Source organism: Kribbella sp. NPDC006257 (genome assembly GCF_040613535.1).
In the GTDB taxonomy this organism is placed as follows: Bacteria; Actinomycetota; Actinomycetes; order Propionibacteriales; family Kribbellaceae; genus Kribbella.
In genome coordinates this window covers 139,002-163,899 of the sequence record NZ_JBEXSJ010000013.1, presented here as the reverse complement: position 1 = coordinate 163,899, position 24,898 = coordinate 139,002, and the positions used below count along the sequence as shown (strand labels likewise).

Below are 24,898 nucleotides of genomic sequence, written 5' to 3'. Positions count from 1 at the left end.
GCAGTCGTCTCCTGGCGGAAGTCTCGAACGGGGATTCAGGCGGTGGCGGCGAGCCGGCGGCGCAGGCTCAGGGGGCGCAGGTCGGTCCAGGTCGCGCCGATCTGCGCGAGGCAGGACTCCCGGTCGCCTTCGAACCCGGCCGGTTGCCAGCCCTTCGGCAGCGGCCGGTCGGCGAGCAGCAGCGAGTACTGCTCCTCGTCGTTGCGGACCACCAGGTAGGCGCGGTCGTCAGTTGCTTCAGGCATCTTTCTGGCTCCTCAGGCCGGGATACTGGGCTCGTTTGAAATGAAGGTCTCGAAGGTGGCGCCCAGACCGCGGCGCTCGGCTTCGGTCCGGACGTAGCCGGCCAGCGCCATGTCCAGGACGCCGAGGCCGAACGGCGAGTAGACGACCAACTCGCCGGGGGTGCGATCGAGCTTCGCCGTACCGCGGAGTAGCGCTCCGATCGGCGCGTCGATGAAGTCGCGGCTGCCGGTCTGCTGCTCGGCCAGGTAGAGCGAGGTGCCTTCGCGGCAGACGTGGTCCGCGTCGTCGACGATGTTGCGCGCGGCAACGATCGCGTCGGCGTACAGGTCACGCAGCGACAGGTGCAGGACGACGGTGCCCGGCTGGCACGCGTCGAGTCCGGTGTGCGGCTCGATCGCCGTGGTGGCGAACGAGATCAGTTTCTGCGCGGCCAATGCCTCGTCGATCGTGGCGGCCTGGCCGGCCTTGACCGGCTTGATCTCCTGGCACTTCTCCGCGAAGCTCGCGGCCCGATCGGCGTCGGTGTCGAAGACGGTGATCTCCTCGATCGAGGGCAGCGCCTCGGTGAGGAAGCGGAACACCTCGAGGTTGATGACGCCGGTGCCGATCAGCGTGACGCCGGTCGGCGGGTCGCCCGCGGTCAGCTCGCGCGCTGCTACGGCAGCACTCGCGGCGGTCCGGCGGGCAGAGATCTGGGAGCCCTCGATCAGAGCCTCCGGGTGACCGTTGTCCAGCGAGTTCAGCAGGATCGCGGCGCTGGCGCGCTGCTGTCCCCGCTGCACGTTGCCGGGGAACGAAGAGATCCACTTCATCCCGGCGACCGGGTTCTCGCCACCGGCGTACGCGGGCAGGCCGATGATCCGGTCGCTCTTGTTCCCGGGGAACCGCAGGAAGACCGAGTGCGGGACAGCGGACTGCCCCTCGTCGTGTAGCCGGTACGCCGCGGCGACCACGTCCAGGGTCTGCTGCTCGCTACCGGACAGGATCTCGTGGACGTCCGAATGACCGAGGATGATCATGCGGGAACACTCATCTCAAAAGGTTCCTTCCAGAGGTGGGAGACCTCGCCGAAGTTCCGGCGGACCCAGGTGTCGGAGTAGACGGTGTCGACGTAGCGGTCGCCGCCGTCGGGGAAGATCAGTACACAGTTCGAGCCGGCCGGGACGCGGTCGGAGAACTTCTCCAGTGCGGCCACGGTGGCGCCGGACGAGCCGCCGCCGAGGATCGCCTCGGTCATCAGCAGCCGGCGGCAGGAGATCACCGCCTCCAGGTCGGAGATGTGGATCACCTCGTCGACCATCGAGTTGTCGGCCAGCGGCGGCCGGACCGAGGCACCGTGCCCCGGCAGCAGCCGGGAGGCGGCCGATCCGCCGAAGATCACGCTGCCCACCGCGTCGACGCCGACCACCGTGGTCGACAGGCCGGCCCGGCGGATGTGGTCGGCACAGCCGCGCAGGGTGCCGAACGTGCTCACCGAGGCGAACAGGTAGTCGACCTTGCCGGCCAGCGCCTCTTCGATCTCGCGCATCGTGTCGTGGTGCGCGCGGGGATTCATCGGGTTGGCGTACTGGTTCGGCCAGTACGCGTGCGGGACGGTCGCGGCCAGCTCGCGGACCCGCCGCAGCCGGGCGGCGAGCAGCCCGCCGGCCGGATCCGGTTCGGTGACCACCTCCACCTCGACCTTGAACGCGTCCAGGATCGCGAGGTTGCGCTCCGTCGTGTTCCGGTCGACCACGCAGACGAAGCGCAGCCCGAAGTACCGGCAGATCTGGGCCAAACCGATGGCGAGGTTGCCCGAACTCGACTCCACCACCACCGACCGCCCGGGCACCAGCTCACCCGACTGCAGCGCGGCGCGGATCATGCTGTACGCCGTCCGGTCCTTGATGCTGCCGCTGGGGTTGAACCGTTCCATCTTCGCGAAAACGCGGGAGGGGAAACCGGGGATCAGGTTCCCCAGCTCCACCAGTGGCGTGTCACCGATGCTGTCGAGAATGCTCGGCACAACTTTTCGCGTCATCTTTGTCACCACCAACCTCACTGCTTCGCCGGTGACCGCCTGGCGACGGCCAATCAGGGGACTCCCCTGAAGACTCGACCGGCCCGCCATATCGCCCCTATACCAACGGGGCTTCTCGTGCTATCGGCGGAATATAGGCGCGCTCGGGAGGGTGATCTCTGTCGGTGAGTTGTGCCGGCTTCCGAGAAAGCACGCAAAGGAGCGAGACGTTATGTCACAGGTAGAATCGAGTGTTCTTAAATCCGGAGGGACAGAGACCCCGGTGCTGAACCGTGTGGTCACCGCCGCCGAACTCACCGAGTTCCTGCGCGGCCGGGTGGCCCGGATGATCGGGTTGACCCCGGACGAGGTGGACCCGGCCGCGCCGCTGGCGTCGATCGGCGTCGACTCGGTGCACGCGATGGAGCTGGTGGCCGAGCTCGAGGAGTGGCTGGGCACGCACGTGCCGGACCACTTGGCCTGGTCGTACCCGACCATCGCGCTGATCTCCGAGCAGCTGGCGAGCGCCGAGAGCCTCGCCTGATGTCCACCGCGACGCACCCCGAGGTGCGGGCGGGCCGGAGCTCGGTGCACGAAACGGTCGAGGACTTCGAGGAGTTCCTCGGCGACCCCCGGGACCCGGGAGCGCGGATCACCTTCGCGGAACAGATGGAGTACGACGAGCGCGAGGAGAAGGCCGTCCCGGCGTTCGACGCGCTGGCGGAGTGGGGCTATCCGCTGCACTACGTGCCGGCGGCCGAGGGTGGCCGGTTCCACGACATGGAGCGGATGTTCGGGCTGATCCGGTCGCTGGCCCGCCGGGACATGACGCCGGCGCTGAGCTCGGGCGCCACCTTCCTCGGCGCGATGCCGGTCTGGGGCTGGGGTTCCGCCGCCCAGCGGGCCCGGGTCGCCGAGCTGATCAAGGGCGGCGGGTTCGGGGCGTTCGGGTTGTCCGAGGCCGATCACGGCTGCGACGTCGTCGCCGGTGAGGTGCTGGCCGAGGGCGGCGACGAGGCGGGCTACCTGCTGACCGGCACTAAGTGGCCGATCGGCAACGGCATCCGCAGCTCGTTCGCCACCATCTTCGCCCGGACCGGTCCGGCCGGGCCGCGTGGCTTCTCCGCCTTCCTGGTGGACAAGGAGAATCTCGACCCGTTGCGCTGGGCAACCGAACTGCGGGTCAAGACCCTCGGCCTGCGCGGCGCGGATGTCTCCGGCATCACGCTGAACGACTGCCCGCTGCCGGCCGACGCGATCATCGGTCACCGTGGTCGCGGGATGGAGGAGGCGATCAAGACCCTGCAGATCAGCCGGACCCTGGTCACGGCGATGTCGATGGGAGTCGCCGACACCGGTCTGCGGACCACGCTCGACCACATCCGCAGGCGCCGGCTCTACGGGCGCACGGTGCACGAGATCCAGGTGATCCGCGAGCAGGTGCTGGCGGCGTACGTCGATCTGCTGGTCGCCGAGTGCACCACGGCCGCCACCGCCCGAGCCATCTCGGTGATGCCGGAGCGACTCAGTCTGTGGTCGTCGGTCACGAAGTACCTGGTGCCCGGTCTGATCGACGAAGTACTGAGCAGTCTCGGGTCCGTCCTGGCCGCGCGGCACTTCATGCGCGAGGGCGTCAACGACGGCATCTTCCAGAAGATGCTGCGGGACAACAAGATCGTCAGCATCTTCGAGGGAACCAGTCACGTCCACCAGCACGTGGTGGCGAGTCAGCTGCCGTCATTGTTGCTGCGTCCGGAGTACGACCTGAACACCGAGGCGCTGCTGCAGGACCTGTACGACCACGAGTACGAGCCACCGCAGTGGGATCTACGTTTCGACCGGTTCAAGCTCACCAACGGCGGCCTTGACGAGATCACCCAGAGCCTGCCCGATGTGGTTGCCGCGATCCCCGCGGAGTACGCGACGTTGAAGCAGGTAGCCGGAGAAGTCCTTGCTGTGCAGGAGAAACTGCAACAGGGTGTCCGGGAATTGGTGAAGCAGGGCAACGACCTGCACTCCAACTCCCGCGGCTTCACGCTGGCCCGGCAGTACTGTCTCGTCCACGCGGCGGCGGCCTGCCTGCACACCTGGAACGCCAACGCGGGACGCGGCGGATTCGTCGGCCGGCCCGAATGGGTGGTGCTCGCCCTGCAGCGCATCCTCAGCCGGCTGGTGCCCGACCAGCAGCTCGATCCGGACAGCCTGGTCGTGGTCGAGGCCGAGATGCTCAGCAGCTGGGAAGACGAGCGGCTGTTCTCGCTGGTCCCGCTCCGCCTCGGCGCCGCCGCCACCGACTGAAGACCCTCGACCCCCCAGCAGCCACGGCCGCCCCGTTCGTGGCTCGCGGACAGGAAGGAAACCCATGCAGCACAACAACATCTTCGATTCGACCCGGGAGTTCGCGCAGACCCGAGGCGATCAGAACGCGATCGTCTTCCTGCCCGACGGACCCGGATCGGCGGTGCGGACCGAGCTCAGCTACGCCGAGCTCGACCTCCGGTCGCGGCGACTCGCCTCCTGGCTGCAGGAGCACCGCGCCGCGGGTGACCGGGTGCTGCTCCTCTATCCGCCCGGTGCCGACTTCGTGAACGCCTTCTTCGCCTGCCTGTACGCTCAGATGATCCCGGTGCCGGCCCCGCTGCCCGCCGGTGACGGCAAGGGCAAGGTCGACCGGCTCCGCACGATCGTCAACGCGGCCGGCTGCTCGGTACTCTTCACCGACAGCGCGAATCTCGCCGACCTGACCGAGCAGCTCACCGAACTGGTCGACACCGACATCCTCTGCGCCGCCACCGACATCGACCTCGGCGATGAGGGCAGCTGGACCGAGCCGGTGATCAAGCCCGAAACCCTGGCCCTGTTGCAGTTCACGTCCGGTTCGACCAGCGAGCCGCGCGGCGTGATGGTGTCGCACCAGAGCCTGTGGCACAACCTCGGCCTGATCAAGAAGACCTTCGGGCTGCCGACCGGCGGCAAGGTCGGCTCCTGGCTGCCGCACTACCACGACATGGGCCTGATCGGCGGTTCGCTGTCGTCGATCTTCCTCGGCGGCACGCTCTACCTGATGTCGCCGATGAGCTTCCTGCGCGACCCGTACCGCTGGCTCGACCTGATCGACCAAGAAGGCATCGACATCAGCCCGGCACCGAACTTCGCCTACGACCTGTGCGTACGCCGGATCAAGCCGGCCCAGGTCGAGCAGCTGGACCTGAGTCGCTGGCGGCACGCGCTGAACGGCGCCGAGCCGGTCGACCCGGCCACCTTGAAGCGGTTCGAGCTGCACTTCGCCGCGGCCGGCCTGAAGCCGGAGACCATCCGGCCTTGCTACGGCATGGCAGAGGTCGGCCTGCTGGTCACCGGCACCGACGAGAACCGGCGCCCGAAGCCGGTCCGGGTCGACGCCGCCGACATCGAGCGTCGCCTGTTCACCCCGACCGACGACGTCGCAGCCGGTCGTGAACTGATCAGCAGCGGCCCGGTGCCGACCGGGTTCGACCTGCGGATCGTCGATCCCGACTCCCGAACCCCACTGGAGGACGGCCGGATCGGCGAGATCTGGCTGCGCGGCCCGAGCGTCGCCCTCGGCTACTGGGGCAAGCCGGACGAGAGCGCGGCCGTCTTCGACGCGTACACCGTCGAGGACGAGGGCCCGTACCTGCGCACCGGTGACCTCGGGGTCTGTCACGACGGCGACCTCTACATCACCGGCCGGATCAAGGAACTCATCATCATCAACGGCCGCAACATCTACCCGCAGGATCTGGAGCGCAAGCTCGGGTTGCTGCACCCGGCCCTGGCCGACGGGGCGAGCGCCGCGTTCGGAGTACCCGGTGACGGCGCGGAACGGATCGTTGTCATCCAGGAGATCCGGACCGCAGGGGCTGCCGCGCCGACCGGGTTGCAGGAGCTCGCCGACCTGATCAAGGCCGACCTTTCGGCGTACGCCGGGAGTCCGGTGGCGAACGTCTGCTTCGTCAAGCGCGGCGGGGTGCTGCGGACCACCAGCGGGAAGGTGCGCCGGACCAGCATGCGCGAGCTGTTCGTCACCGACACGCTGCTGCCGCACTTCGAGGACCTCGAGCCCTCGATCAAGAAGTTGCACCGGGCACCACTGACGGAGACGCTCGTCGGAGTCGGAGTTTGAGATGACCGTTCACACCCATGGGTTCCCGCCACCGCCGACAGACGGCGCGGTGCACCTGTTCCGGGGCCGGGCGCCCACCGAGCCGGACGCGGCGGATCTGGCGTTGCTGGATGCCGTCGAGCTGGAACGGTTCGCCCGGATGGTGCCGTCGGCCGGCGCGCAGTTCGCGGGATCGCGGGCCGCTGTCCGGCGGATCCTGGCCGGGTACGTCCGGGAGACTCCGGGCCGGCTGGGGTTCGGCCGCCGGATCTGTCCCGGTTGCGGCAGTCCAGATCATGGGCCGCCGCAGCTGATCACGCCGCGCACCGGACTGGCCTTCAGCCTGTCGAGATCCGACTACGACTGGCTGCTCGCGGTCACCAGGGACCGGTTGATCGGGGTCGACATCGAAGGTGCCGCCGCGGTCGACTTCGACCGGGTCGCGCCGATGGTGATGACACCTGCCGAGCTGGCAGCGCTCCGTGCCGAGCCTGACGACCAGGCCCGCAAGGCCTTGTTCCTGCGCTGCTGGACCAGAAAGGAGGCTGTCCTGAAAGCCAGCGGTATCGGGCTGATGGCACCTCTGCGGGAGATCGACGTGCAGCCTGCTGCCAACGGGCTGGTCAAGGTCACGCACAAGGCCATCGTGGGTGCACCAGCGTGGTCCGTGCAGGACCTGCCAGCCGGTTCTCGCTGCGTCGCTGCGCTGGCTCTCGAGGCCGGTCTGCCGGCTGAGATCAGTTGGCCGGCGGTCGATTGGCAGCAACTTGCAGTCGGCGCTTCATGACAATCAGAACGCCCCATCCGGCCTCTGAAGTCGTCAATACTCACTGAGAAGCACAAAGAACTTGCTGATCGGTAGGAGGCGATGATGAACGAGGATCTGGTCACCAGGTTCGGCCGGCAGGTACAGGACGACCCGTCCCGCCCGGCGCTGATAGAGGTCAGCCACCGGGACGGGCGGGTCGCCGCCGGCACCGCGACGTACCGGGAACTGCATGACGGGGCCAGGGCGATCGCCGGGTGGCTGCGGGCCCACGCGGTCCCCGGCGACCGGGTACTGCTGCTCTACCCGTCCTCGATCGACTTCGCCAAGGCGTTCTGGGGCTGCCTGTACGCCGGGTGCGTGCCGGTCCCGGCTCCCCTGCCGGGCACCTTCGGTCATCACCTGTCGCTGACCACCGGGATCGCCCTCGATGCCGGTCCGCGACTGGTACTGACCGACACCGAGCATCTGGACGGTGTCGCCGACTGGCTGATCCAGGACCGGCTGAATGAGCTGGCCTTGTTCGCCACCGACCTGGTCGACCTGTCCAGGGTGCAGCCCGCCGGACCGCTCGAGGTGCACGGGCCTTCGCCGGCCTTCGTGCAGTACACGTGCTCCGGCACTGATCTCTCTGGGCACGCGGTCTCGCACGCAGCGCTGGCTCGCGACATCGATCTGCTGGACGACACACTCGACCTTGCTGCCCACGGCACTGTTGGCGGCTGGTTGCCGATGCACCACAACCTCGGCCTGGTCGGACTGCTGCTGGCTCCGCTGGCCGTCGGCGCGACCAGCGTGCTGATGTCGCCGACCGAGTTTTTGAAGCACCCGCACCGCTGGCTGCAGCTCATCGACACCTTCGACATCCGGCTGACCGCGGCGCCGAACTTCGCCTACGACCACTGCGTCCGCCGGATTCCCGCCGAGCTGGCCGGCTCGTTCGACCTGTCCAGACTGCGTACGGCGGTCAACGGGCCGGAGCCGGTCTCGGCCGCGACGCTGACCGCTTTCGCGGAGCGCTTCGCCCCGGCCGGGCTGAACCCACGCGCCCTCACTCCCGCCTACGGTCCGGCCGATCGGCTGATCACCGTCTCCCCACCCGGCGACCGTCTGGACGGGCCTTTGATCACGCCGGCCGATCGGTGGGCGCTCGAACGCGACACCTTGCAGCCCGCTAGCGGCGGACTCGACCTGGTCAGCTGTGGTCCGGTGGAAGGCACCGGATTGCAGGTCTTCAACACGGCAACCCAGACCGAGCTGCTGGACGGCCTGATCGGTGAGATCTGGCTGGACGGCTACGCGCCGACCGGCGACCTCGGTGTGATCCACGGCGCCCAGCTCTACCGGACCGGACGAGTCTCGGACCGGCTGGTCATCGACGGTCGCAGCCTCTATGCCCAGGACATCGAGCAGGAGTTGGCTCAGCTCGACCCGGCCTTCGCGGACCTCCCCGGTTGCGTCTGCGCGGTCGACGTACCGCGGGAGGAACTCGTTGTGCTGCAGGAAGTTCCTGCTCGGATCAGTAGCGCTGATCTGAGCGCACTTTCGTCCGTCGTCCGTGACGCGCTGCGTGATCGCTACCGAGTGCGGGTTGCGAACGTGGTCTTCCTCCGGCCAGGACAGATTCACCGGGTCGCCGGGCGGGTACAACGCACGCTCATGCGCGAACTGTTCCGTAGTGACGCACTGGCCCCCGTCTACGAAGTGCTCGGTCGCCAGACCCGCCAGCGGTTCCGCTTCACCGACCCACTGCCCACACCTGCCAAGCCCACCCGACGCAGGAATACCGCCGTTCCGGCAGTGGCGGCGCAGTGATGCACAAGGCGTACCAGCTGGCCGCCGACCTCGACGCCAAGCTAGGCGACCCGACCGACCCCGACCAGCTGTTCTCCTACTCCCACTGTGCCGAGCTGGACGCCCACGACGAGTTCCCGGCCGCCATCTGCGATCAGCTCGACGGCCTCGGTCTCTCGGCGTACTACGTGCCGCCGCAGTACGGCGGAGCGCTGCAGAACTACGAGGACCTCTTCCAACTGTTGCGCACAGTGGCCCGCCGCGACATGACCGTCGCGGTCGCCCACGGTACGGCGTACGTGGATGCAGTGCCGAGCTGGATCGCCGCTACCCCGGCCCTGGCGTCCCGGCTCGGTGGGGAGCTGGTGCGAGGGCACAAGGCCGAGCGGCGATTCTCCGACAGCAGTCCACCCGAGGCGATCGGTCCACCCGTCGCCGCTGCTTCACCGGCCGGCTATGTGCTGACCGGTACGACGCCGGCTGCGCCGCGGACTCGTGGGGCACTGACTGGTCTGCTCGCGCGGACCGGCGACGGCATCAGCGAGTGGTCGATGTTCCTGGTCGAGACCGACCGCGCACAGCTTGAACCTCCCGCGCGGCTGCACGGAATTCGCGGTGCTGATCACGGCAGCCTGACCTTGCTCGGCGTTCCTGCGACGGACCTGATCGGGACCGAAGGTTCCGGTGTCGAGCTGTCGTTGAAGAGTCGGCAGCTGACCTGGATCCTCGACGCAGCTGTCTCCCTGGGCGGCATCGACCAGGTACTACGACTCGCCCTCGACCGGGTGATCGAGGACACCGTCTACGACCTTCGCCTGGTGGACCTGCCGCAGGTCCGGCGCCGACTCACAGAGGCCTATGCGGATCTCCTCGCGGCCGAGGCAGTGGCCATGGTCGCCACCAGAAGCGTGCAGCTCAGCACCGACGAACTGGCGGTGGTCGGACCGGCTGCGACGGTCTTCCTTCGCGACCGGGCCGATGACCTGATCCAGCTCGCCGCAGAGCTCACCACCGACGAGGAACAGGTCGGCAAGGCGCTGCGCGATCACCAGACGGCCGGAGCGGTCTCTGATGCGGTCCGGGTGCTGCGAAGCCTTGCGGGCCAGCTGCCACTCCTGGTTCGTACCTATGGACAAGAGGCTCCGCTGGCGGCAGCCGCGGCCCTGTCCACCGACCTGCCCGAGCTGCGTCCGGACCAGCTGCAACTGCTGGCCCGCAACGGCTCCTCGGTACTGAACGGACTGCCGGCCGCCGTGGCCGAGCTCGAATCGCTGGCCAACGCGGGAGTGGTCAGCCATCAGCTCGCCGGGAGCGCCGACGTCGTGCTCAGCGTCGCCAACGACCTGCATTGCCAGCTGGCCGAGGACCTGGACCCGACAGTCGCCATGGATCTGGCTCGCCGGTACACGCTCTGCTTTGCTGCAGCTTCATGTCTGCAGGTGTGGCTGCGGAACTACGCCGAGCATCCCAAGGACGACCTCTGGACCGGAGGTGTCTGGCTGGAAGCCTGTCTGGTCCGGCTGCTCGGTCTGCTGCGAGTAGCGCCGTCCGGTCTGGCCGAAACCGTCCAGATCGCCTACGGGCGGCTGATGCCCGCCATGGTTCAGCAGCTCCGTTCCGGCCGGCTGTTGTCCCTCTTCCCGTACTCCCTCAGTGAAGCGAGCCGGCCATGACCACGACCCTTGCCATCGAGACGGCATTGGGCGACGCGGCCGATCCCCACAACCCGTTCAGCTTCGACGCCGTCCTCGGTGCCGACGAAGCCGCCGTACCGCTGCCTGGATCGACCGAGCTCCTCACGGAACTCAACTGGTCGGCAGAGCTGGTCCCGCGGATCCATGGCGGACAACTGAGCACGATCGATCGACTGGTCCAACTGCTGCGTCCACTGTTCCGCAGAGACGCCACAGTCGGCCTCGGCGCCGGTATCGCTCCACTACTGAGCTCAGCACTCGTGTGGTCGTCAGGTGACGTCGGCCACCAGGAGCCGCTCGCCAAAACGATGCTGGCCAACCGCCTACCCGTGGCCTCGTACGGCGAGCCCGACAGCCAACTAGCCGGTTCGGAACTGGTGGCCCGCCGGTACGGCGACGAGCTGGCCTTGGACGGCTCGCGGCCCGCGGTGTCGGGCCTGACCGGCTGGGACTCACCAGTTGCCGTCGTAGCGCGAACAGGTTCTGCGCTGGGCAGTACGAAGTACTCGGTGCTTCTGCTGCCGCACGGGTCTCAGCCTCGGGTGCCACGGCAGCACACCGGCGTACGGGGACTTCGGTTCGGGGACCTGGATCTTGGGGCGCAGCGGCACGATCCACAGCTGGTCGGGGAATTCAACGGTGGTCTGGAGCTTGCCCGGACTGCCCTAGCTGTCACCCGGACCACCTTGGCCGGTGCAATAGTCGGGCTGCTGGACACGCAACTGCGAGCGGCACTTGAGTCGGCGCAGCAACGCAATCGTTTGCCGTACGTGCGGTCTGCCCTGGTCGGAGCCTTTGTCGATGTGCTCGTGCTCGACTGTCTGGCCACTGTCGCGGGACGGGCGCTGCACCTGATGCCTGGCCGGCCGGCTAGCTATCTCGGAGCCGTGGATCGCCTCGCCGTCGTACTGGCTCGTGACGTGATCTCTGCGCTCGACGATGTGCTCGGAATGGAAGCGCATCGGCGGGACGCGATCTTCCAGAAGCATCGGCGCGATCTGCTGGCGGCTCCTCTGGTCGCGACGGGTGGTGCTCGGCGACGCGCCACGTTGATTCCCGGCTTACCGGGTGGCGAGATCGAGCGGGACTCCCCTGACCCGGCCACGCTGTTCGGGCTCGACGCAGCATTGCCGGATCTCGACTTCGCGGGGTTGGCGGCGGCGAGGCTGAGCCCGGGCGATCCGTTGGGTGAGCTCACGGCTGAAGAGTTGCCCGGAGCTCTGGCGTCGTACGGGGAGCAGCTCGCCATCGGCGTACGGCAGGTGCGGGCACGGAGCAAAGCGCTTCCGCCGCGGGATCGGACTCCACTGGCCACTCCCGATGCGTTCACCTTGGCCGGCCGGTACGCGTTGCTGATCGCGGCTGCGTCGTGCGTCGGGGTCTGGCGGCACAACCAGACAGGGTTCATCAAGGATCCGGCCTGGCTGACGGTGGCACTGCATCGCTTGCTCGGTCGGCTCGGCGACGCCCCTGGCGCTCCGCCGGCCGACGCGGGCGAACGGGTGATGGCCGAACTGCTCGCCCGGCACGATGCCCGGCGAGCGTTCGACCTTCGGTCAGGCTGAGTCCGAGCTCGCCGGGGCGGGCAGGAACTGGTCGTCGTCATCGACCGGCAGCCAGCCGGCCCGGATCGCCCGGACGCCGGCCTGGAACCGGCTGCGGGCATCGAGCCGGACCATCAGATCGGCGGTCAGCCGGCGGCTGGTCCGGACCGAGACGCCGAGCCGGCGGGCGACCACGTCGTCGGTATGGCCTTCCGCGAGCAACTGGACGACCGCTCGTTCCTGCCGGGTCAGCCCGACGTCGTCGCGGCCGGACCGGGCGCCCCCGAACGGAGCGCTCTTCTCCCAGATCGCCTCGAAGAGCGCGCAGAGAGCCGCGACGACACCAGTGTCGCGGATCAGCAGCGCGCCCTGGGCGCTGTCGGTGACGTCCATCGGCACCATCACGCACTTGCGATCGGTGATCAGCATCCGCAACGGCAGGGTCGCGGTGGTCCGGATCCTGGCGCCCCGTTCGTGCAGCCAGCCGACGTACCGGGCGGTCGGGCCGTCGTTGGCGAGGCTGTCCAGGTAGACGCCGCGCATCCGGACCCCCCGGTCCAGCATCGACTCGTCCAGCGGCCGGCCGGCCTCCAGGTTCGCCGCGGACTGCGGACCGCCGTCGGAGAACGCCATCACCTCGGTCTCGACGCCGGCCATCAGCGCCTCCAGCCGGAGCCGGATGTTGTCCAGGCCGACCAGCCGCTCGGCGTCGTGGTACCCGCCGGCCGCGGCGCGGTCACCGTACTCCGCGACGATCTCCTCGATCGCGACCCGGCTGGCCACGACCTCCTTCTGCTTGTCCAGCAGCGCCAGCTCCTGCTGGGTCAGCAGCGGCACCAGGCTGACCTCCGGGCTGACCAGGTGCAGCTCGTGCGGGCGCTCCCAGGAATACCGGACCAGGGCGAGCTCGAGCAGTTCGTTGACGCCCGCCTCCAGCCGGTCGATCGGCCAGCTCATCCGGGCGGCCAGCGGTGGAATCTCGGTCCGGGGGTCCGCCAGCAGACACCGGTAGATCTTCTCGGCGTCGGCCGACAGTCCCAACGGTCTGAGCATGTGTTCGTCCACGGATCCGCTTCTCACCGATATGCCTCCCCAAGCAGCCGGCTCCTGACCGAGGAGCACCTTCCTCGACCCCGTTTTCGCACTCACTCTAAGAGCCATCACCACCGACAGTACTGACCCGCCGGGCCATCAGGCGGATTTGATCACACCCGGTTCTTCCCGGACCTGGCAACGATTCGACCAGGATCGAATGGCTAGCGGAGAAAGGATTTCCGGCTATATGGAGAGTGTGCCGATCAGTCGGCGCAGGCGGTGGTTCGCCGGCAGGTCCTCGAGCATGACAGGCATTCCGTCCGGGCCGCCGAGCGGGATCCGCCAGTTCGGGTACTCGTCCGTCGTTCCAGGCTGGTTCTGGGTACGCCGTTCGCCGACCGCATCGGTCAGCGCGACCCCTACCAGCTTGGCCGGCGTGTGCGCGACGTACCGGTGCAGCGCCTCCACGATCCGCTCGACGTCGCCGTCGGCCAGGCCGAGCAGATGCCTTTCCCGCAAGGCGTTCAGCCACGCGTCGCGGTCGGCCTCGTCGACCGCCAGCTCCTCGGCGACCGGCCGGGTGAGCAGGCCGAGGCGGTCGCGCAGCTCGACGTGATCGCCCGCGAGGTAACCCGCTGTGGGCGGAAGGTCATGCGTAGTGACCGTTGCCAGGCAGAGTTCCCGCCAGCACTCCGGTGCCAGCGGCCGGCCGTCGGCGTCCCGCTCGAACCAGAGCACCGACGTACCGAGGATGCCTCGTTCGGTCAGGTAGTCGCGCACCCACGGCTCGACCGTGCCGAGGTCCTCGCCCACCACGACGATGCCGGCCCGGGCCGCCTCCAGCACCAGGATGCCGATCAGCGCCTCGTGGTCGTAGCGGACGTAGGTCCCCTCGGTCGGCGACTCCGGCGAGGTCACCCACCAGAGCCGGAACATCCCCAGGATGTGGTCGATCCGCAGGCCACCACCGTGCCGGATCACCGCGCGGACGAGGTCACGCCACGCCGCATACCCGGTCTCGGCGAGCGCGTCCGGACGCCACGGCGGCTGCGACCAGTCCTGGCCCTGCTGGTTGAACGCGTCCGGCGGCGCACCGACGTGGATCCCGGCGGCGAGCACCCGCTGCAAGGCCCAGGCGTCGGCGCCGTCCGGGTGTACGCCGACCGCCAGGTCGTGCAGGATCCCGAGCGACATCCCGGCGCTCTTCGCCCGCGCCTGTGTCCTGGCGAGCTGCTCGTCGAGCTGCCATTGCAGCCAGCAGTGGAACTCCACCGCATCCGGGTTTTCGTTGCGGAAGGCAACGACTGGCCCGGACGACGGGTCCCGTAGCTCGTCCGGCCACTTGCTCCACTCCGGGCCGTGCACGTCGGAGATCGCGGCCCAGGTGGCGAAGTCGATCAGCCCCTGGCCCTCGCGGTCGCAGTACGCGCCGTACTCCGCGATCCGGCCGATCGACGGCCGTACGCCGAACAGCAACTGGAGTGCCTCGCGCTTCGCCGCCCAGACGGTGTCGCGGTCGATCGCCGTCGCGTCCTCGCTCAGCGCCCGGGTCTGCAGGCTCAAAGTCCGGACCCGATCGCGTTCGGCCGGCGCGAGATCGCCGTACTCGTCGATGTCCTCGATCCGCAGGTACAGCGGGTTGGAGAACCGCCGTGAGGCCGGCAGGTACGGCGAGGGCTCCATCCGGCCCGCGGTCTCGGCCGCGTGCAACGGGTTGATGAGGACGAACCCGGCACCGAGATCGTTGGCCGACCAGGCGGCGAGATCCGCGAGGTCGTGCAGGTCGCCGATACCCCAGGAGCGGCGCGAGCGCACGGAGTACAGCTGCAGCACCCACCCCCAGGTCCGGCGCAACTTCTGCGGCTCGAGCTTCTGCGGCGTGACGATCACGGTGCCGACGGAGATCTCCGGGTTGGTGCCGATCCGCGCGCAGAGCCGGTGGTAGCCGAGCGGAAGATCGCCCGGCAGCTGGAACGTCGCCTCACCGATCTGTACGCCGTCGATGAATTGCGGCTCGACCCAGTGCTCCTGCTGCGGGATGTCCCGGCGCTGACCGCCGTCCTCCAGATCGAGCCACACCTCGGCCGTCGACCCGTGCGGCAGATGCACCGCGAACCAGGGCGTCCACCCTTCCCGGAGCACCAGAGTCGCGGGCAGCACCCGCCGCCACCTGGCCAGCCGGTGCTCAGCCAGCGCGTCGGCCGCCCGCTCAGGCGTCGACGCATCCACCCCGAGCGCCGCCAGCACAGCAGCGACAACCTCACTGGAAACCAGCACATGCTTGCCCTGCCAGTCCCAGTACTCAGTCGCCACCCCATGCGCAACAGCAAGCTCGACAAGGGCCGCAGTAGGAGCAGTCACCCCGCGAGTCTGCCCCATCCACTCCACCCCGTCGAACCAACCACACCAACCACCTCCCCACTTCTTCCACCAGAGCCATCTCCCCCACCCCACACTCCGCCCTCGCGCCAACCGTCTCCACACCCAGCCCCTCGCCCCACCGATCCACCTCGGGGGGCCAACCGAGGTGGATCACGCCGGCCCGGCGCTTAGTTCTTGCGGGTGTGCGTACCGACGGACAGGACGTGTCGGCGCCCGAGCCCCAAGTTCACGCTCAGCCGGCTGGGGCAAGGGCTGGTTTTGGCGACTACCTCATGTCCGTCAGTACGCCGACCGACGCGAACTGAGCTGCACGCGCGGCGGGCAGAGGACGTGCTGGTGGGGGTGACTCGAGATGTCGGCGCCGAGGGGCAGGAGTTACGTGCCCGTCCGAGATGCGCTGGTAGCGCATAACCGCTTGCTATTCGATCAGGCGGCGTTGGTGTCTGGTGAGGAGGAGGACAGCCGTTAGGAGGGCGGCGCTGGCGATCACCAGGCCGATGGCTACGCCGGCGACGTTGTCGGTGAGTTGGTAGAGGGCGGTGGGCCAGATGACCAAGAGGATCGAACAGCCGACGACGGCGTACGCCGAGGCATGGCGGCGGCTGTAGGCGACCAGGAGGGCCGCCGGGCCTGCGGTGCCGACGGCCAGGGCCATCACCTCGCCGCGCTCTTGGATGAGCCAGCAGATCGATGAGCTGAACATGGCTGCGCCGGCCAGGGACCAAGCGGTCACTTGATCCCGGAAGAGGCCGAGCATGCCCATCACGAAGGCCACCAGGATGAAACCCGTTCCGGCGATGCCGGCCGAGTTGGTGGCGGTGCCGTTGTCGGGGGTGAGAACGTCCGAGGTGAGCACCAGTACGCCGACGCCCAGCACCGCGAAAGTTGCCACGAGCAACGATGGGCCGGCCAGCCACCAGAGACCCGCGATCGCCAGGGCGAGGGCGACCGCGACGCCGGCTACCCGGCCCGCCTCGCCCTCGATGGCGACATAGGTGGTGAACCCGGTGACGCAGCAGCCGAGTGATGCCAACGCCGAGCTGAGCTGGTCCGGGCGCCTCAGGAGGGCGAGGATGATGGCTGTGCCGAGCAGGAGGACGGCCGCGCTGCCACCGGTGCTGATCCGGGCCGCGCGACTCATCTCACCCCAGTTGGCGAGCGTGAGAAGCGCCACGGCGCCGAGCAGGAGTGCGCCGCCGAGATACCCGAGCACCTCGATCAACGCGGAGGAGTGAGGAGCGGCAGGTGGCGTCCGGGACGAGCGCGAGTCAGCACCGGCGCCCGGTGCACCAGCGCCTCCGCCGCCGGCCCCGGCGCTTCCATCGCGAGCACCGCCCGAGGCGGTCCCCCGGCCCCCGGATTCCGCACCCCCGGCGGGGGCGCCCCCGGTGCGGGCACTCCGGGCGCTCGCGGCGCCGGCGGCCGCCGTACCGGATCCGGGCGGGGAGAAGTCGGCTTCGGCGGCGTCGCGGAGGGCGTCGGCCTGGTACTGGCGCAGCACGCCCGCGCTCACCAGCCTGCGGAGTTCGTCATCCAGCCGGGTCGACATGCCGTGTTCGTCCTCCTCGCGGGCTTCTCGGGGTGGGTGCGGCGATCCTGGCGGCATCACTACAGTAGGGCGGCGAGATGCCTATTCTGCTCAGTCACCCCGTGTCCTTGCTCAGTCACCCCCTGTTTTCGCTGCCGGCGGCCTTCCCGACGTTCTTCCGCAGAGGCAACGACGGCAAGCTGGAGGTGACCGATCAGATCGTCACCGTGCCGGCCCGGATCGTCGGGCTGATCGTGGCGTTCTTCCTCGTCCGCTGGTTCCTGCACAAGCTGATCCGCCGGTTCGCCCGGCGGACCGGCAACGGCGCCGTGGCCGGCGTCCTGGCCAAGTCCAAGCTCGGTCAGGAGTTCGTCGAACAGACCCTGAACAGTGAACGCCGGACCCAGCGCGCCGAGACCATCGCGTCGCTGCTGTGCAGCACGGTGACCATCATCCTGACCGCGATCCTGGTGGTGATGGTGCTGGCCGAGCTCGGCTTCAACATCCTGCCGGTGGTGGCGTCGGCGAGCATCATCGGTGTTGCCCTCGGCTTCGGCGCGCAGACGCTGGTGAAGGACTTCCTGGCCGGGATCTTCATGATCTTCGAGGACCAGTACGCCGTCGGCGACCTGGTCGACATGGAGAAGGCGACCGGCGTGGTCGAGGCGGTCGGCCTGCGGGTCACCCAGCTGCGCGGCGAGGACGGCACCACCTGGTACGTCCGCAACGGCGAAGTCCTGCGGGTCGGCAACCTGACCACCCGCGACCCCGATGCGCCGACGTCGTCGACGACCGGCGTCGGCAGCGCGGCCGAGGTGGCCGACGGGCTGGCTCCGGTCGAAACATCCGGCGACGCACCGCGCGAGGCGCCCGCCGAGGGCCGTAGTACCGGCTCCGATCCGGCGGCGCCGCACCGCGGGGTGGGCGGACACGAACACCTGAGCTGACTCAACGCGGCGGAGACCGGCGGGCGCGGGATATCGTTGGTCAACTGAACGGTAGGAGGACTCGGGGTGGCGCGACCGGCGGGATCTGCGCGATTGCTGCGCGGGATGAACGAGGCCGCCGCGCTGGCGTACCTGTTCGAGCGGGGTCCGCTGACCCGGACCGACCTGCGCGATCTGACCGGGCTGTCGAAGCCGACGGCCTCGGAGGTGCTGCGCCGGTTGGAGGACGCCGGACTGGCGATCGTGGTCGGGCACTCCAGCGGCGGCCCCGGCCCCAACGCCGCCATGTACGCCGCGAACTCGGGCGCCGGGTACATCGCGGCGCTGTCGATCCGCGACGTCGGTGAGACCGGCGACGTCGGCCAGCCGTCGGTGTCGGCGATCATCGCGGACCTGGCCGGTGAGGTGCGGGCGACGGTCGAGAGCTTCGTCGCGTTCGCCGATGCGGACCCGGTCGACATCGTCGCGGGCATCGTCACCGAGCTCTGCAAGAAGGCCCGGATCGACCGCAAACTGCTCCTCCAGGTGCAACTCGGCGTACCGGGCTCGCCCGATCCACGCACCGGCGACATCCGGTACGTCGATGTGCCGGGTCTGGACCGGCCCGGGCTGGTCAACGAGATCCGGGCTCGGCTGGAGACCGAGGTGATGGTCGACAACGACGTGAACCTGGCCGCCATCGCCGAGCGCTCCCACGGGGTCGCCGCGGACGTGGACGCGTTCACCGTGCTCTGGCTCGCCGGTGGCTCCGGGTTCGCCATCGACCAGGGCGGGATCCTGATGCGCGGGGCGCACGGATGCGCGGGCGAACTCGGCTACATGCCGGTGTCGGCGGCCGGCACCGAGGCGCGCGACTTCCAGGATCTGGTCGGCGGCGGGCCGGTGCTCGACCTCGGTGAGCGCTACGGCTTCACCGGCCGTACACCGCAGGAGGTCGTCCGGGCAGCGGTCGCGGCGCTCGACGACGAGCGGGCCCAGGAGTTTCTCAAGGAGCTGGCCGACCGGGTTGCCATCGGCCTGATGGCGGTGATCACACTGATCGACCCGCCGCTGATCGTGCTGGCCGGCGACGTCTCCCAGGCCGGCGGCACCGCACTCCGGGACGAGGTCAGCGCGGCCCTGGCGGCCCGTTCCCCGCTCGGCACCCACTTGGAAGTCACCGGCGTGCCCGGCGACGCGGTCCTCCTCGGCGCCCTGAGCTCGGCCACTGCAGTAGTCCAGGACCGCCTGCTGGCGTCCCTGACTCCAGCCACCCCGACCGCCGCCACCGTCTAGCGGAAGAGCTTGCCGTAGCCGTTGATCTGGCGATGTGAACCGGTTGCTGCCAGTAGCGCCCAGAGGAGTACTTGGTTTGCCTCTAGGACCAACTGGCCCGTGCGGCGTTCGAGTTCCTCGATCGTGTCGGCAGCTCGGAAGCCGTTGCCTGCGATGAAGATGGCCTCGGTCGAGTCGTCCACCTGAGCGCTGACGAAGTCGATCACCTGAGCAGGCTTCACCTGATCGGGGGCCTTGGGCAACGATGTCGCGGTCGACGTGACGACTTCCTGATCGCCGAAGTACCTCGCGCCGAGATCGGCCATCTCCTCCTCGAACCACGGCGGGTGGATCAGAGCAATACGCCGTACGCCGAACGTCTTCAACGCCTGCGTCGCCGCGAGCCCACTGCTCACAACCGGCACGCCGGCCAGTTCGCGCAGACGACGCATCAGATCCGCCTCGGCTGAGTACCCGATCGCGTAGCCGGACGTCGTCGACGCATAGGCGATGACGTCGACGCGTGCCTCGCGAAGTGCGGTGACGGCGGGCTCCAACATGGAGGGTCTCGCCAGCGCGCGAAGGTCCGCGGCCGTGTCACCACCACGCGGCACGCGCTCGACCACCACGTCGAGAGACGCCATGGCAGGAAGCTCCACCTCCGGTCCTGGTGCGGAGTGCGGCGTCAGTACGCCGACCGTGGGCGTCACCTGGGAACCGGGAATGTCAGGTGCGTGACCCGATCGCCCTGGATGCAGGTCGTCGGGTTGCCGAGCACGAACTCTCGGGAGAGTTCACCGAAGAAGGGCCGGTTCCCCTCGCCCATGACCACCGGCACCAGGTCGACGGCCACTTCGTCGAGCAACCCCAGTTCCAGACACTGCCGCGCGATGGTTCCACCGGCGACGGCCACGACCTGGTCGCCGGCGAGTTCTTGCGCTCGTGCGATCGCGGCCTCCACTCCGTTGGTCACGAAGGAGAACGGCGCATCGGGGTGAGCCTCGATCCAGTCCGTCGGCACGCGGTGGGTGAGCACGACAACGGGGACGTCCAAGGTATGCCGGCCCTGCCAACCGTCGGCCACATCGAACAGGGTCCGGCCACAGACCAGCGCGCCCAGCGAGGAGACCCATCGCTGCAGGTGTTCGGCGCTCGGCGGGCTGAGGCGGACGGTGAAGTCGCCGGCCGGGGTCGGCATCGCGACCTCACCGTTCTGCAGCCAGTCGAACAACCCGCCGATGGTGTTGTCCTGCTTCGCGACGTACCCGTCGAGCGACATGTTCGCCTGCGCCACTACCTTGCCCATAGTCCAGCCTTCCTCAACCGTGAGACCGGCTTCCACGATCGCAGCTGGCCGAGCCCACCGGCAGATCTCGCTGTGGACAGTCACCGATGACAGATGTCACGAAGATCAGAGGAAATCCGGCTGTGTTGTCGGATCGGTGCAGGAGTGTTTCGTAGTCAAGGTGAGAGGCCGGCCAGCAGGGACGTGCCGACGAACCGAGAAGGATCTTCCTCGTGACTACCTTGACGACACCACCGGCTGCGGTCACCACCCGGATCACCAGCCGCGCGATGTGGGCGATCCTGGGGCTCGTACTCCTGGCCGACGCTCTCGACGTGATCGATGCGACGATCACGAACATCGCGGCCCCGACCATCGCCGGCGAGCTTCACGGCGGCGAGAGTCTGATCAAGTGGCTGGGGCCGGCGTACATGCTCGCGATGGGCGTTCTGCTCGTGATCGGCGGACGGCTGGGGGACAAGTTCGGCCAGCGGAGACTCTTCCTGCTCGGCATGGGCGGGTTCACCCTGACGTCGGCAGTCGCCGGATTCGCGCCCGGCCCGACGCTGCTGATCATCGCCCGGGTTGCGCAGGGAGCCTTCGGGGCGCTGCTCATCCCCCAAGGCATGGCGATCATGACGAGAGCCTTCAGCCGCGACATGCTGGGCAAGGCCTTCGGGCTGTTCGGCCCGGTGCTCGGCCTGTCCAGTGTCGGCGGCCCGGTCCTGGCCGGATTCATCATCAGCGCCGACCTGTTCGGCCTGTCCTGGCGTCCGATCTTCCTGCTGAACGTCGTCCTCGGCGGCGTCGGGCTGATGCTGGCCGCCCGGATTCTGCCGCGGGACGACGGTAACCGGTCCACAGTGGTCGACGGCTGGGGTTCCGGTCTGCTCGCCGTGACCATGTTCGGGCTGCTGTACGGCCTGATCGAGGGTTCGACCAACGGCTGGAGCGCCGTACCGGTCGTCGCGGTCATCGTCGGCGTCGGGTTCTTCGCGGCCTTCACCTACCGCCAGCGCACCGCGACCCACCCGCTGATCCTGCCGTCGCTGCTGAAGAAGCGGAGCTTCACATCCGGCCTGCTCGTCTGCCTGGTCGCCGTCGCTGCCGGCTCCGGCCTGCTCTTCGTACTGTCACTGTTCCTGCAGGAAGGCCTGCAGGTCAGCCCGAAGGAGGCCTCGCTCGGCCTGCTCCCGCTCACGCTGGGAATCGTCGTCGCCGCATTCACCGCCATGGGCGGCCTGGTCGCCAAGCTCGGCCGCACACTCATCTTCGTCGGCCTCGCCGTCGAACTCATCGGTTGCGGCTGGGTACTGGCCCTCGTCCAACACTTCGGGACCAGCATCGGCCTCTGGACACTGTCCCCGGCCTTCTTCGTCATCGGCGTCGGCCTCAGCCTCAGCTTCGCCACGATCCCCACCGTCGCCCTCGGCGAAGCCACCCCGGAGGAAGCCGGCAGCGCCAGCGGCTCCTTCAGCTCCATCCAGCAACTGGCCTCAGCCATCGGCTCAGCCGCGATCACCTCAACGTATTTTCACGCCGCCCCCGCGGGCCCGGACCACGCCCTGAAGGCCACCCTCATCGTCATCCTCGCCGTCACCACCCTCACCCTCCCGCTGGTAGCGCTGATGCCCCGTCAGGCCCCCGCGGAACCCGGGCAATGAGAAACGGCGCCGGAACACGTCCGGCGCCGTTGCGTCACAAGCGTCAGGCGGTGAAGGTGACGTCCAGGGTGATGGTGGTGCCGGTGAGGGCCTGGGAGACCGGGCAGTTCTTCTTGGCCTCTTCGGCGAACTCGGCGAACTGGTCGGCGGTCAGGCCGGGAACCTTGCCGTTCACCGACAGCTTGATGCCGGTGATGCCCTCGCCGGGGACGAAGGTGACGTCGGCGGTGGTGTCGATCGCCTCCGGCGCATTGCCCGCTCCGGCCAGCGCGTGCGAGAGCGCCATCGAGAAGCAGGTCGAGTGCGCGGCAGCGATCAGCTCTTCGGGGCTGGTCTTGCCCTCGGCCTTGTCGTTGGACCGGGCGGCCCAGGTCACGTCGAAGGAGCCCAGGTTCGAGGACTCGAGGTTGACCTGACCGGCCCCCTCCAGCAGCGAACCTTCCCAGTGGGCCTTGGCGGTGCGAGTAGCAGCCATGCTCGTTGAATCTCCTAAGAGGTCAGTTGCCGGACACGTCGATCGCGCCGGGGTACTGCGGTTCGTCGGTGTTCACCATGCTGTGCGCGGCCATCACCATGTAGGTCCAGATCTCGGTGTCCCGGTCCGGTTCCAGGGCGAGCTCGTCCAGCGCCGCCCGCATGTGCGTCAGCCAGCGGTCCCGCTGGGTAGGAGTGACGGCGAACGGGTTGTGCCGCATCCGCAGCCGGGGGTGGCCGCGCTGTTCGGAGTACGTCCGGGGGCCGCCCCAGTACTGCTCGAGGAACATCCGGAAGCGCTCCTCGGCCGGGCCGAGGTCCTCCTCCGGGTACATCGCCCGCAGGTCCGGGTCGGCGGCGACCCCGCGGTAGAACGCCGCCACCAGCCGGTGGAAGGTCTCCGCCCCGCCGACGGCGTCGTAGAAGCTCATCGATTCGGTCATCGGGAACAGTGTCTCAAGTCGCCGAAACGTGCTGCATGAGGGACTCCCGCTCGGCCGGACTCAGCTGCCGTTTGGCCTGCGTCTCGCGGTCCACCGCGACGATCACCGACACCGCCCGGGCATACACGTCGTCACCGTCGACAATGCGGGAGCCCAGCGTGTACGACGTGTTGCCGACCGCCTCCACCCAGACCTCCACGTCGTACGGCGGATGCCGCAGCAGGATCGGCCGGAGATAATCCACGGTCTGACTGACCAGCACACACGGGTACTCCGCGAAGTAATCCGCCCCGGAGCCGACGACCGAGCTCAGGAACAGGATCCGGGCTTCCTGGAAGTAGTCGAAGTACCGCACGTTGTTCACATGGTCATACGAGTCGATGTCGGACCACCGAACCAGCACCGGATGCGTGAAGGTCATGAGCCCACCAGCTTCGACAAGGCGTCGCGTTCGATCGGGGTGATCCGGCGGAGCCGGTTGGCGGCGAAGTCGAAGGGCACCAGCCGGGTGCGCGCCTCGACGTACGTACGCCGGGGCGCGTCGTCGAGGATCTCGTAGTCGACCACGAACGAGGCCGCCTTGATCTCGCTGATCCACAGCTCGATCCGGACCGGTTCGGGCCGGAAGACCAGCGGAGCGCGGTACTGGACCTCGTGCCGGGCGACCAGCAGTCCCGTCTCCAGGTCGTCCGCGCCGAGCTCCTTGGCGGTCCGGAACAGGAAATCCACCCGGGCGTCCTGCAGATAGTCGACGTACCGGCCGTTGTTCACGTGACCGAGCGCGTCCATGTCACCCCAGCGGAGCGGGCAGTGATAGACGTGCCGGTTGTGGGACCCGCCCTGATCAGTGCTGTGATCATCCACACGGCGATCATCCCATCCGGACCACACCGGCGCTGAGCTGGCGTCGGTAGTGTGCATCCCGGACCACAGACACGAGCAGATGAAGGAGCAGGCCGGATGAGCGAGCAGCAAAGGGTGGCGATCGTGACCGGGGCAGCCCGGGGAATCGGTGCCGCCGTGGCCCAGCGGCTCGCCGCCGACGGCAACGCGGTCGCGGTCCTGGACCTCGACGAGGCCGCCTGCGCCGGCACGGTCGACGCGATCACCGCCGCGGGCGGTAAGGCACTCGCGGTCGGCGCCGACGTCAGCAAGAGCGACCAGGTCGCCGCCGCGGTCGAGCGGGTCGTCGCCGAGCTCGGCGCGCCCACGATCCTGGTGAACAACGCCGGCGTCCTGCGCGACAACCTGCTGTTCAAGATGACCGAGGACGACTGGGACACCGTGATGTCGGTGCACCTGCGCGGCAGCTTCCTGATGTCGAAGGCGGTCCAGGCGCACATGGTCGAGGCGAACTACGGCCGGCTCGTGTTCCTGTCCTCCACCTCGGCGCTCGGCAACCGCGGTCAGTCCAACTACGCCGCCGCCAAGGCCGGCCTGCAGGGCCTGGCCAAGACGCTGGCCTTCGAGCTGGGCAAGTTCGGCGTCACCTCGAACGCGATCGCGCCGGGCTTCATCGAGACCGACATGACCGCGGCCACCGCGGCCCGGGTCGGCGTCGACTTCGAGGAGTTCAAGAAGGCCACCGCCGCCAGCATCCCGGTGCAGCGGACCGGCAAGCCCGAAGACATCGCGGCCGCCGCGTCGTTCTTCTGCAGCGAGGAGTCCGGCTTCGTCTCCGGCCAGGTGCTGTACGTCGCCGGCGGACCTCGTAACTAGG

General features: G+C 68.7%; 23 protein-coding genes. 11 read left to right on the top strand and 12 right to left on the bottom strand.

Features of this window, described 5'->3' with window-relative positions:
* Positions 1-35: 35 nt before the first annotated feature.
* Genes ABZ004_RS18325 through sbnA form a run of 3 tightly spaced genes read right to left on the bottom strand, consistent with a single transcriptional unit; the run spans position 36 to position 2,266 of the window.
* Positions 36-245, bottom strand: a complete 210-nt coding sequence (locus tag ABZ004_RS18325; RefSeq protein ID WP_355681055.1) for an MbtH family NRPS accessory protein — start codon at positions 243-245, stop codon at positions 36-38.
* Positions 246-257: 12 nt separating this feature from the next.
* A complete protein-coding gene (gene sbnB / locus ABZ004_RS18320) occupies positions 258-1,265 on the bottom strand; it encodes a 2,3-diaminopropionate biosynthesis protein SbnB (protein ID WP_355681054.1) in 1,008 nt (335 codons plus the stop codon).
* On the bottom strand, positions 1,262-2,266 hold the full coding sequence (gene sbnA, locus ABZ004_RS18315) for a 2,3-diaminopropionate biosynthesis protein SbnA (protein ID WP_355681053.1): 1,005 nt from the start codon (positions 2,264-2,266) through the stop codon (positions 1,262-1,264). The genes sbnB and sbnA overlap by 4 nt, the downstream gene beginning before the upstream one ends.
* A gap of 262 nt (positions 2,267-2,528) precedes the next feature.
* Here sbnA and ABZ004_RS18310 point away from each other — a divergent pair, with 262 nt between their 5' ends.
* The 7 genes from ABZ004_RS18310 (at position 2,529) to ABZ004_RS18280 (ending at position 12,187) form a co-directional block, all read left to right on the top strand.
* A complete protein-coding gene (locus ABZ004_RS18310) occupies positions 2,529-2,789 on the top strand; it encodes an acyl carrier protein (protein WP_355681052.1) in 261 nt (86 codons plus the stop codon).
* Positions 2,789-4,543: an acyl-CoA dehydrogenase family protein gene (locus tag ABZ004_RS18305; protein WP_355681051.1), complete on the top strand. Its 1,755-nt coding sequence runs from the start codon at positions 2,789-2,791 to the stop codon at positions 4,541-4,543. Before ABZ004_RS18310 ends, ABZ004_RS18305 begins: the two co-directional genes overlap by 1 nt.
* Before the next feature lie 64 nt (positions 4,544-4,607).
* Entirely contained in the window at positions 4,608-6,389 is a 1,782-nt protein-coding gene (locus ABZ004_RS18300; protein WP_355681050.1) for a fatty acyl-AMP ligase, read from the top strand.
* A gap of 1 nt (position 6,390) precedes the next feature.
* Positions 6,391-7,155 carry a 4'-phosphopantetheinyl transferase superfamily protein gene (locus ABZ004_RS18295; RefSeq protein WP_355681049.1) on the top strand — a complete coding sequence of 255 codons (765 nt, stop codon included), beginning with the start codon at positions 6,391-6,393 and terminating at the stop codon, positions 7,153-7,155.
* A gap of 84 nt (positions 7,156-7,239) precedes the next feature.
* Positions 7,240-8,949, top strand: coding sequence for an AMP-binding protein (locus ABZ004_RS18290; protein ID WP_355681048.1), 1,710 nt, complete (start codon positions 7,240-7,242; stop codon positions 8,947-8,949).
* A complete protein-coding gene (locus ABZ004_RS18285) occupies positions 8,949-10,601 on the top strand; it encodes an acyl-CoA dehydrogenase family protein (protein WP_355681047.1) in 1,653 nt (550 codons plus the stop codon). The genes ABZ004_RS18290 and ABZ004_RS18285 overlap by 1 nt, the downstream gene beginning before the upstream one ends.
* The gene (locus ABZ004_RS18280) at positions 10,598-12,187 is read left to right on the top strand and encodes a hypothetical protein (RefSeq protein WP_355681046.1); all 1,590 of its coding nucleotides are present in this window, start codon (positions 10,598-10,600) and stop codon (positions 12,185-12,187) included. The genes ABZ004_RS18285 and ABZ004_RS18280 overlap by 4 nt, the downstream gene beginning before the upstream one ends.
* On the opposite strand, the gene ABZ004_RS18275 is transcribed toward ABZ004_RS18280, so the two are convergent.
* From ABZ004_RS18275 to ABZ004_RS18265, 3 genes are all read right to left on the bottom strand, one after another.
* Positions 12,179-13,219 carry a helix-turn-helix transcriptional regulator gene (locus ABZ004_RS18275; protein ID WP_355681045.1) on the bottom strand — a complete coding sequence of 347 codons (1,041 nt, stop codon included), beginning with the start codon at positions 13,217-13,219 and terminating at the stop codon, positions 12,179-12,181. The two genes, ABZ004_RS18280 and ABZ004_RS18275, sit on opposite strands and share 9 nt — an antisense overlap.
* Before the next feature lie 225 nt (positions 13,220-13,444).
* The gene (malQ, locus tag ABZ004_RS18270; protein ID WP_355681044.1) at positions 13,445-15,580 is read right to left on the bottom strand and encodes a 4-alpha-glucanotransferase; all 2,136 of its coding nucleotides are present in this window, start codon (positions 15,578-15,580) and stop codon (positions 13,445-13,447) included.
* A 421-nt stretch (positions 15,581-16,001) separates the two neighbouring features.
* The gene (locus ABZ004_RS18265) at positions 16,002-17,189 is read right to left on the bottom strand and encodes a hypothetical protein (RefSeq protein ID WP_355681043.1); all 1,188 of its coding nucleotides are present in this window, start codon (positions 17,187-17,189) and stop codon (positions 16,002-16,004) included.
* 20 nt (positions 17,190-17,209) lie between these two features.
* Between ABZ004_RS18265 and ABZ004_RS18260 the strand changes: the two genes are divergently transcribed.
* Together ABZ004_RS18260 and ABZ004_RS18255 are read left to right on the top strand one after the other, a co-directional pair.
* Complete coding sequence (locus tag ABZ004_RS18260) at positions 17,210-18,058, top strand: mechanosensitive ion channel domain-containing protein (RefSeq protein WP_355681042.1); 849 nt, start codon at positions 17,210-17,212, stop codon at positions 18,056-18,058.
* 66 nt (positions 18,059-18,124) lie between these two features.
* Positions 18,125-19,333, top strand: a complete 1,209-nt coding sequence (locus tag ABZ004_RS18255; RefSeq protein ID WP_355681041.1) for an ROK family transcriptional regulator — start codon at positions 18,125-18,127, stop codon at positions 19,331-19,333.
* On the opposite strand, the gene ABZ004_RS18250 is transcribed toward ABZ004_RS18255, so the two are convergent.
* Entirely contained in the window at positions 19,330-20,022 is a 693-nt protein-coding gene (locus ABZ004_RS18250; protein WP_355681040.1) for an aspartate/glutamate racemase family protein, read from the bottom strand. The genes ABZ004_RS18255 and ABZ004_RS18250 overlap by 4 nt on opposite strands.
* The gene (locus ABZ004_RS18245; protein ID WP_355681039.1) at positions 20,019-20,618 is read right to left on the bottom strand and encodes a dihydrofolate reductase family protein; all 600 of its coding nucleotides are present in this window, start codon (positions 20,616-20,618) and stop codon (positions 20,019-20,021) included. Before ABZ004_RS18245 ends, ABZ004_RS18250 begins: the two co-directional genes overlap by 4 nt.
* Before the next feature lie 212 nt (positions 20,619-20,830).
* Here ABZ004_RS18245 and ABZ004_RS18240 point away from each other — a divergent pair, with 212 nt between their 5' ends.
* Positions 20,831-22,261: an MFS transporter gene (locus ABZ004_RS18240; RefSeq protein ID WP_355681038.1), complete on the top strand. Its 1,431-nt coding sequence runs from the start codon at positions 20,831-20,833 to the stop codon at positions 22,259-22,261.
* Positions 22,262-22,304: 43 nt separating this feature from the next.
* Here ABZ004_RS18240 and ABZ004_RS18235 read toward each other — a convergent pair whose 3' ends face one another.
* From ABZ004_RS18235 to ABZ004_RS18220, 4 genes are read right to left on the bottom strand one after another with little or no spacing between them, the layout of a single operon-like run.
* Positions 22,305-22,736: an OsmC family protein gene (locus ABZ004_RS18235; protein WP_355681037.1), complete on the bottom strand. Its 432-nt coding sequence runs from the start codon at positions 22,734-22,736 to the stop codon at positions 22,305-22,307.
* 22 nt (positions 22,737-22,758) lie between these two features.
* A complete protein-coding gene (locus ABZ004_RS18230; RefSeq protein WP_355681036.1) occupies positions 22,759-23,178 on the bottom strand; it encodes a globin in 420 nt (139 codons plus the stop codon).
* 13 nt (positions 23,179-23,191) lie between these two features.
* Complete coding sequence (locus ABZ004_RS18225; protein WP_355681035.1) at positions 23,192-23,599, bottom strand: thioesterase family protein; 408 nt, start codon at positions 23,597-23,599, stop codon at positions 23,192-23,194.
* Positions 23,596-24,042, bottom strand: a complete 447-nt coding sequence (locus ABZ004_RS18220; protein WP_355681034.1) for a thioesterase family protein — start codon at positions 24,040-24,042, stop codon at positions 23,596-23,598. The genes ABZ004_RS18225 and ABZ004_RS18220 overlap by 4 nt, the downstream gene beginning before the upstream one ends.
* 96 nt (positions 24,043-24,138) lie before the next feature.
* Here ABZ004_RS18220 and ABZ004_RS18215 point away from each other — a divergent pair, with 96 nt between their 5' ends.
* Positions 24,139-24,897, top strand: a complete 759-nt coding sequence (locus ABZ004_RS18215; RefSeq protein WP_355681033.1) for an SDR family oxidoreductase — start codon at positions 24,139-24,141, stop codon at positions 24,895-24,897.
* Position 24,898: the final 1 nt, after the last annotated feature.

Excerpts from the sequence above, each read along its gene's own strand:
- ABZ004_RS18245 (WP_355681039.1), bottom strand. The coding sequence starts at position 20,618 with ATGGGCAAGGTAGTGGCGCAGGCGAACATGTCGCTCGACGGGTACGTC.
- ABZ004_RS18275 (WP_355681045.1), bottom strand. The coding sequence starts at position 13,219 with ATGCTCAGACCGTTGGGACTGTCGGCCGACGCCGAGAAGATCTACCGG.
- ABZ004_RS18295 (WP_355681049.1), top strand. The coding sequence starts at position 6,391 with ATGACCGTTCACACCCATGGGTTCCCGCCACCGCCGACAGACGGCGCG.
- ABZ004_RS18305 (WP_355681051.1), top strand. The coding sequence starts at position 2,789 with ATGTCCACCGCGACGCACCCCGAGGTGCGGGCGGGCCGGAGCTCGGTG.
- sbnB (WP_355681054.1), bottom strand. The coding sequence starts at position 1,265 with ATGATCATCCTCGGTCATTCGGACGTCCACGAGATCCTGTCCGGTAGC.
- ABZ004_RS18285 (WP_355681047.1), top strand. The coding sequence starts at position 8,949 with ATGCACAAGGCGTACCAGCTGGCCGCCGACCTCGACGCCAAGCTAGGC.
- ABZ004_RS18225 (WP_355681035.1), bottom strand. The coding sequence starts at position 23,599 with ATGACCTTCACGCATCCGGTGCTGGTTCGGTGGTCCGACATCGACTCG.
- sbnA (WP_355681053.1), bottom strand. The coding sequence starts at position 2,266 with ATGACGCGAAAAGTTGTGCCGAGCATTCTCGACAGCATCGGTGACACG.
- ABZ004_RS18260 (WP_355681042.1), top strand. The coding sequence starts at position 17,210 with ATGCCTATTCTGCTCAGTCACCCCGTGTCCTTGCTCAGTCACCCCCTG.
- ABZ004_RS18265 (WP_355681043.1), bottom strand. The coding sequence starts at position 17,189 with ATGCCGCCAGGATCGCCGCACCCACCCCGAGAAGCCCGCGAGGAGGAC.
- ABZ004_RS18300 (WP_355681050.1), top strand. The coding sequence starts at position 4,608 with ATGCAGCACAACAACATCTTCGATTCGACCCGGGAGTTCGCGCAGACC.
- ABZ004_RS18290 (WP_355681048.1), top strand. The coding sequence starts at position 7,240 with ATGAACGAGGATCTGGTCACCAGGTTCGGCCGGCAGGTACAGGACGAC.
- ABZ004_RS18215 (WP_355681033.1), top strand. The coding sequence starts at position 24,139 with ATGAGCGAGCAGCAAAGGGTGGCGATCGTGACCGGGGCAGCCCGGGGA.
- ABZ004_RS18235 (WP_355681037.1), bottom strand. The coding sequence starts at position 22,736 with ATGGCTGCTACTCGCACCGCCAAGGCCCACTGGGAAGGTTCGCTGCTG.
- ABZ004_RS18325 (WP_355681055.1), bottom strand. The coding sequence starts at position 245 with ATGCCTGAAGCAACTGACGACCGCGCCTACCTGGTGGTCCGCAACGAC.
- malQ (WP_355681044.1), bottom strand. The coding sequence starts at position 15,580 with ATGGGGCAGACTCGCGGGGTGACTGCTCCTACTGCGGCCCTTGTCGAG.
- ABZ004_RS18280 (WP_355681046.1), top strand. The coding sequence starts at position 10,598 with ATGACCACGACCCTTGCCATCGAGACGGCATTGGGCGACGCGGCCGAT.
- ABZ004_RS18230 (WP_355681036.1), bottom strand. The coding sequence starts at position 23,178 with ATGACCGAATCGATGAGCTTCTACGACGCCGTCGGCGGGGCGGAGACC.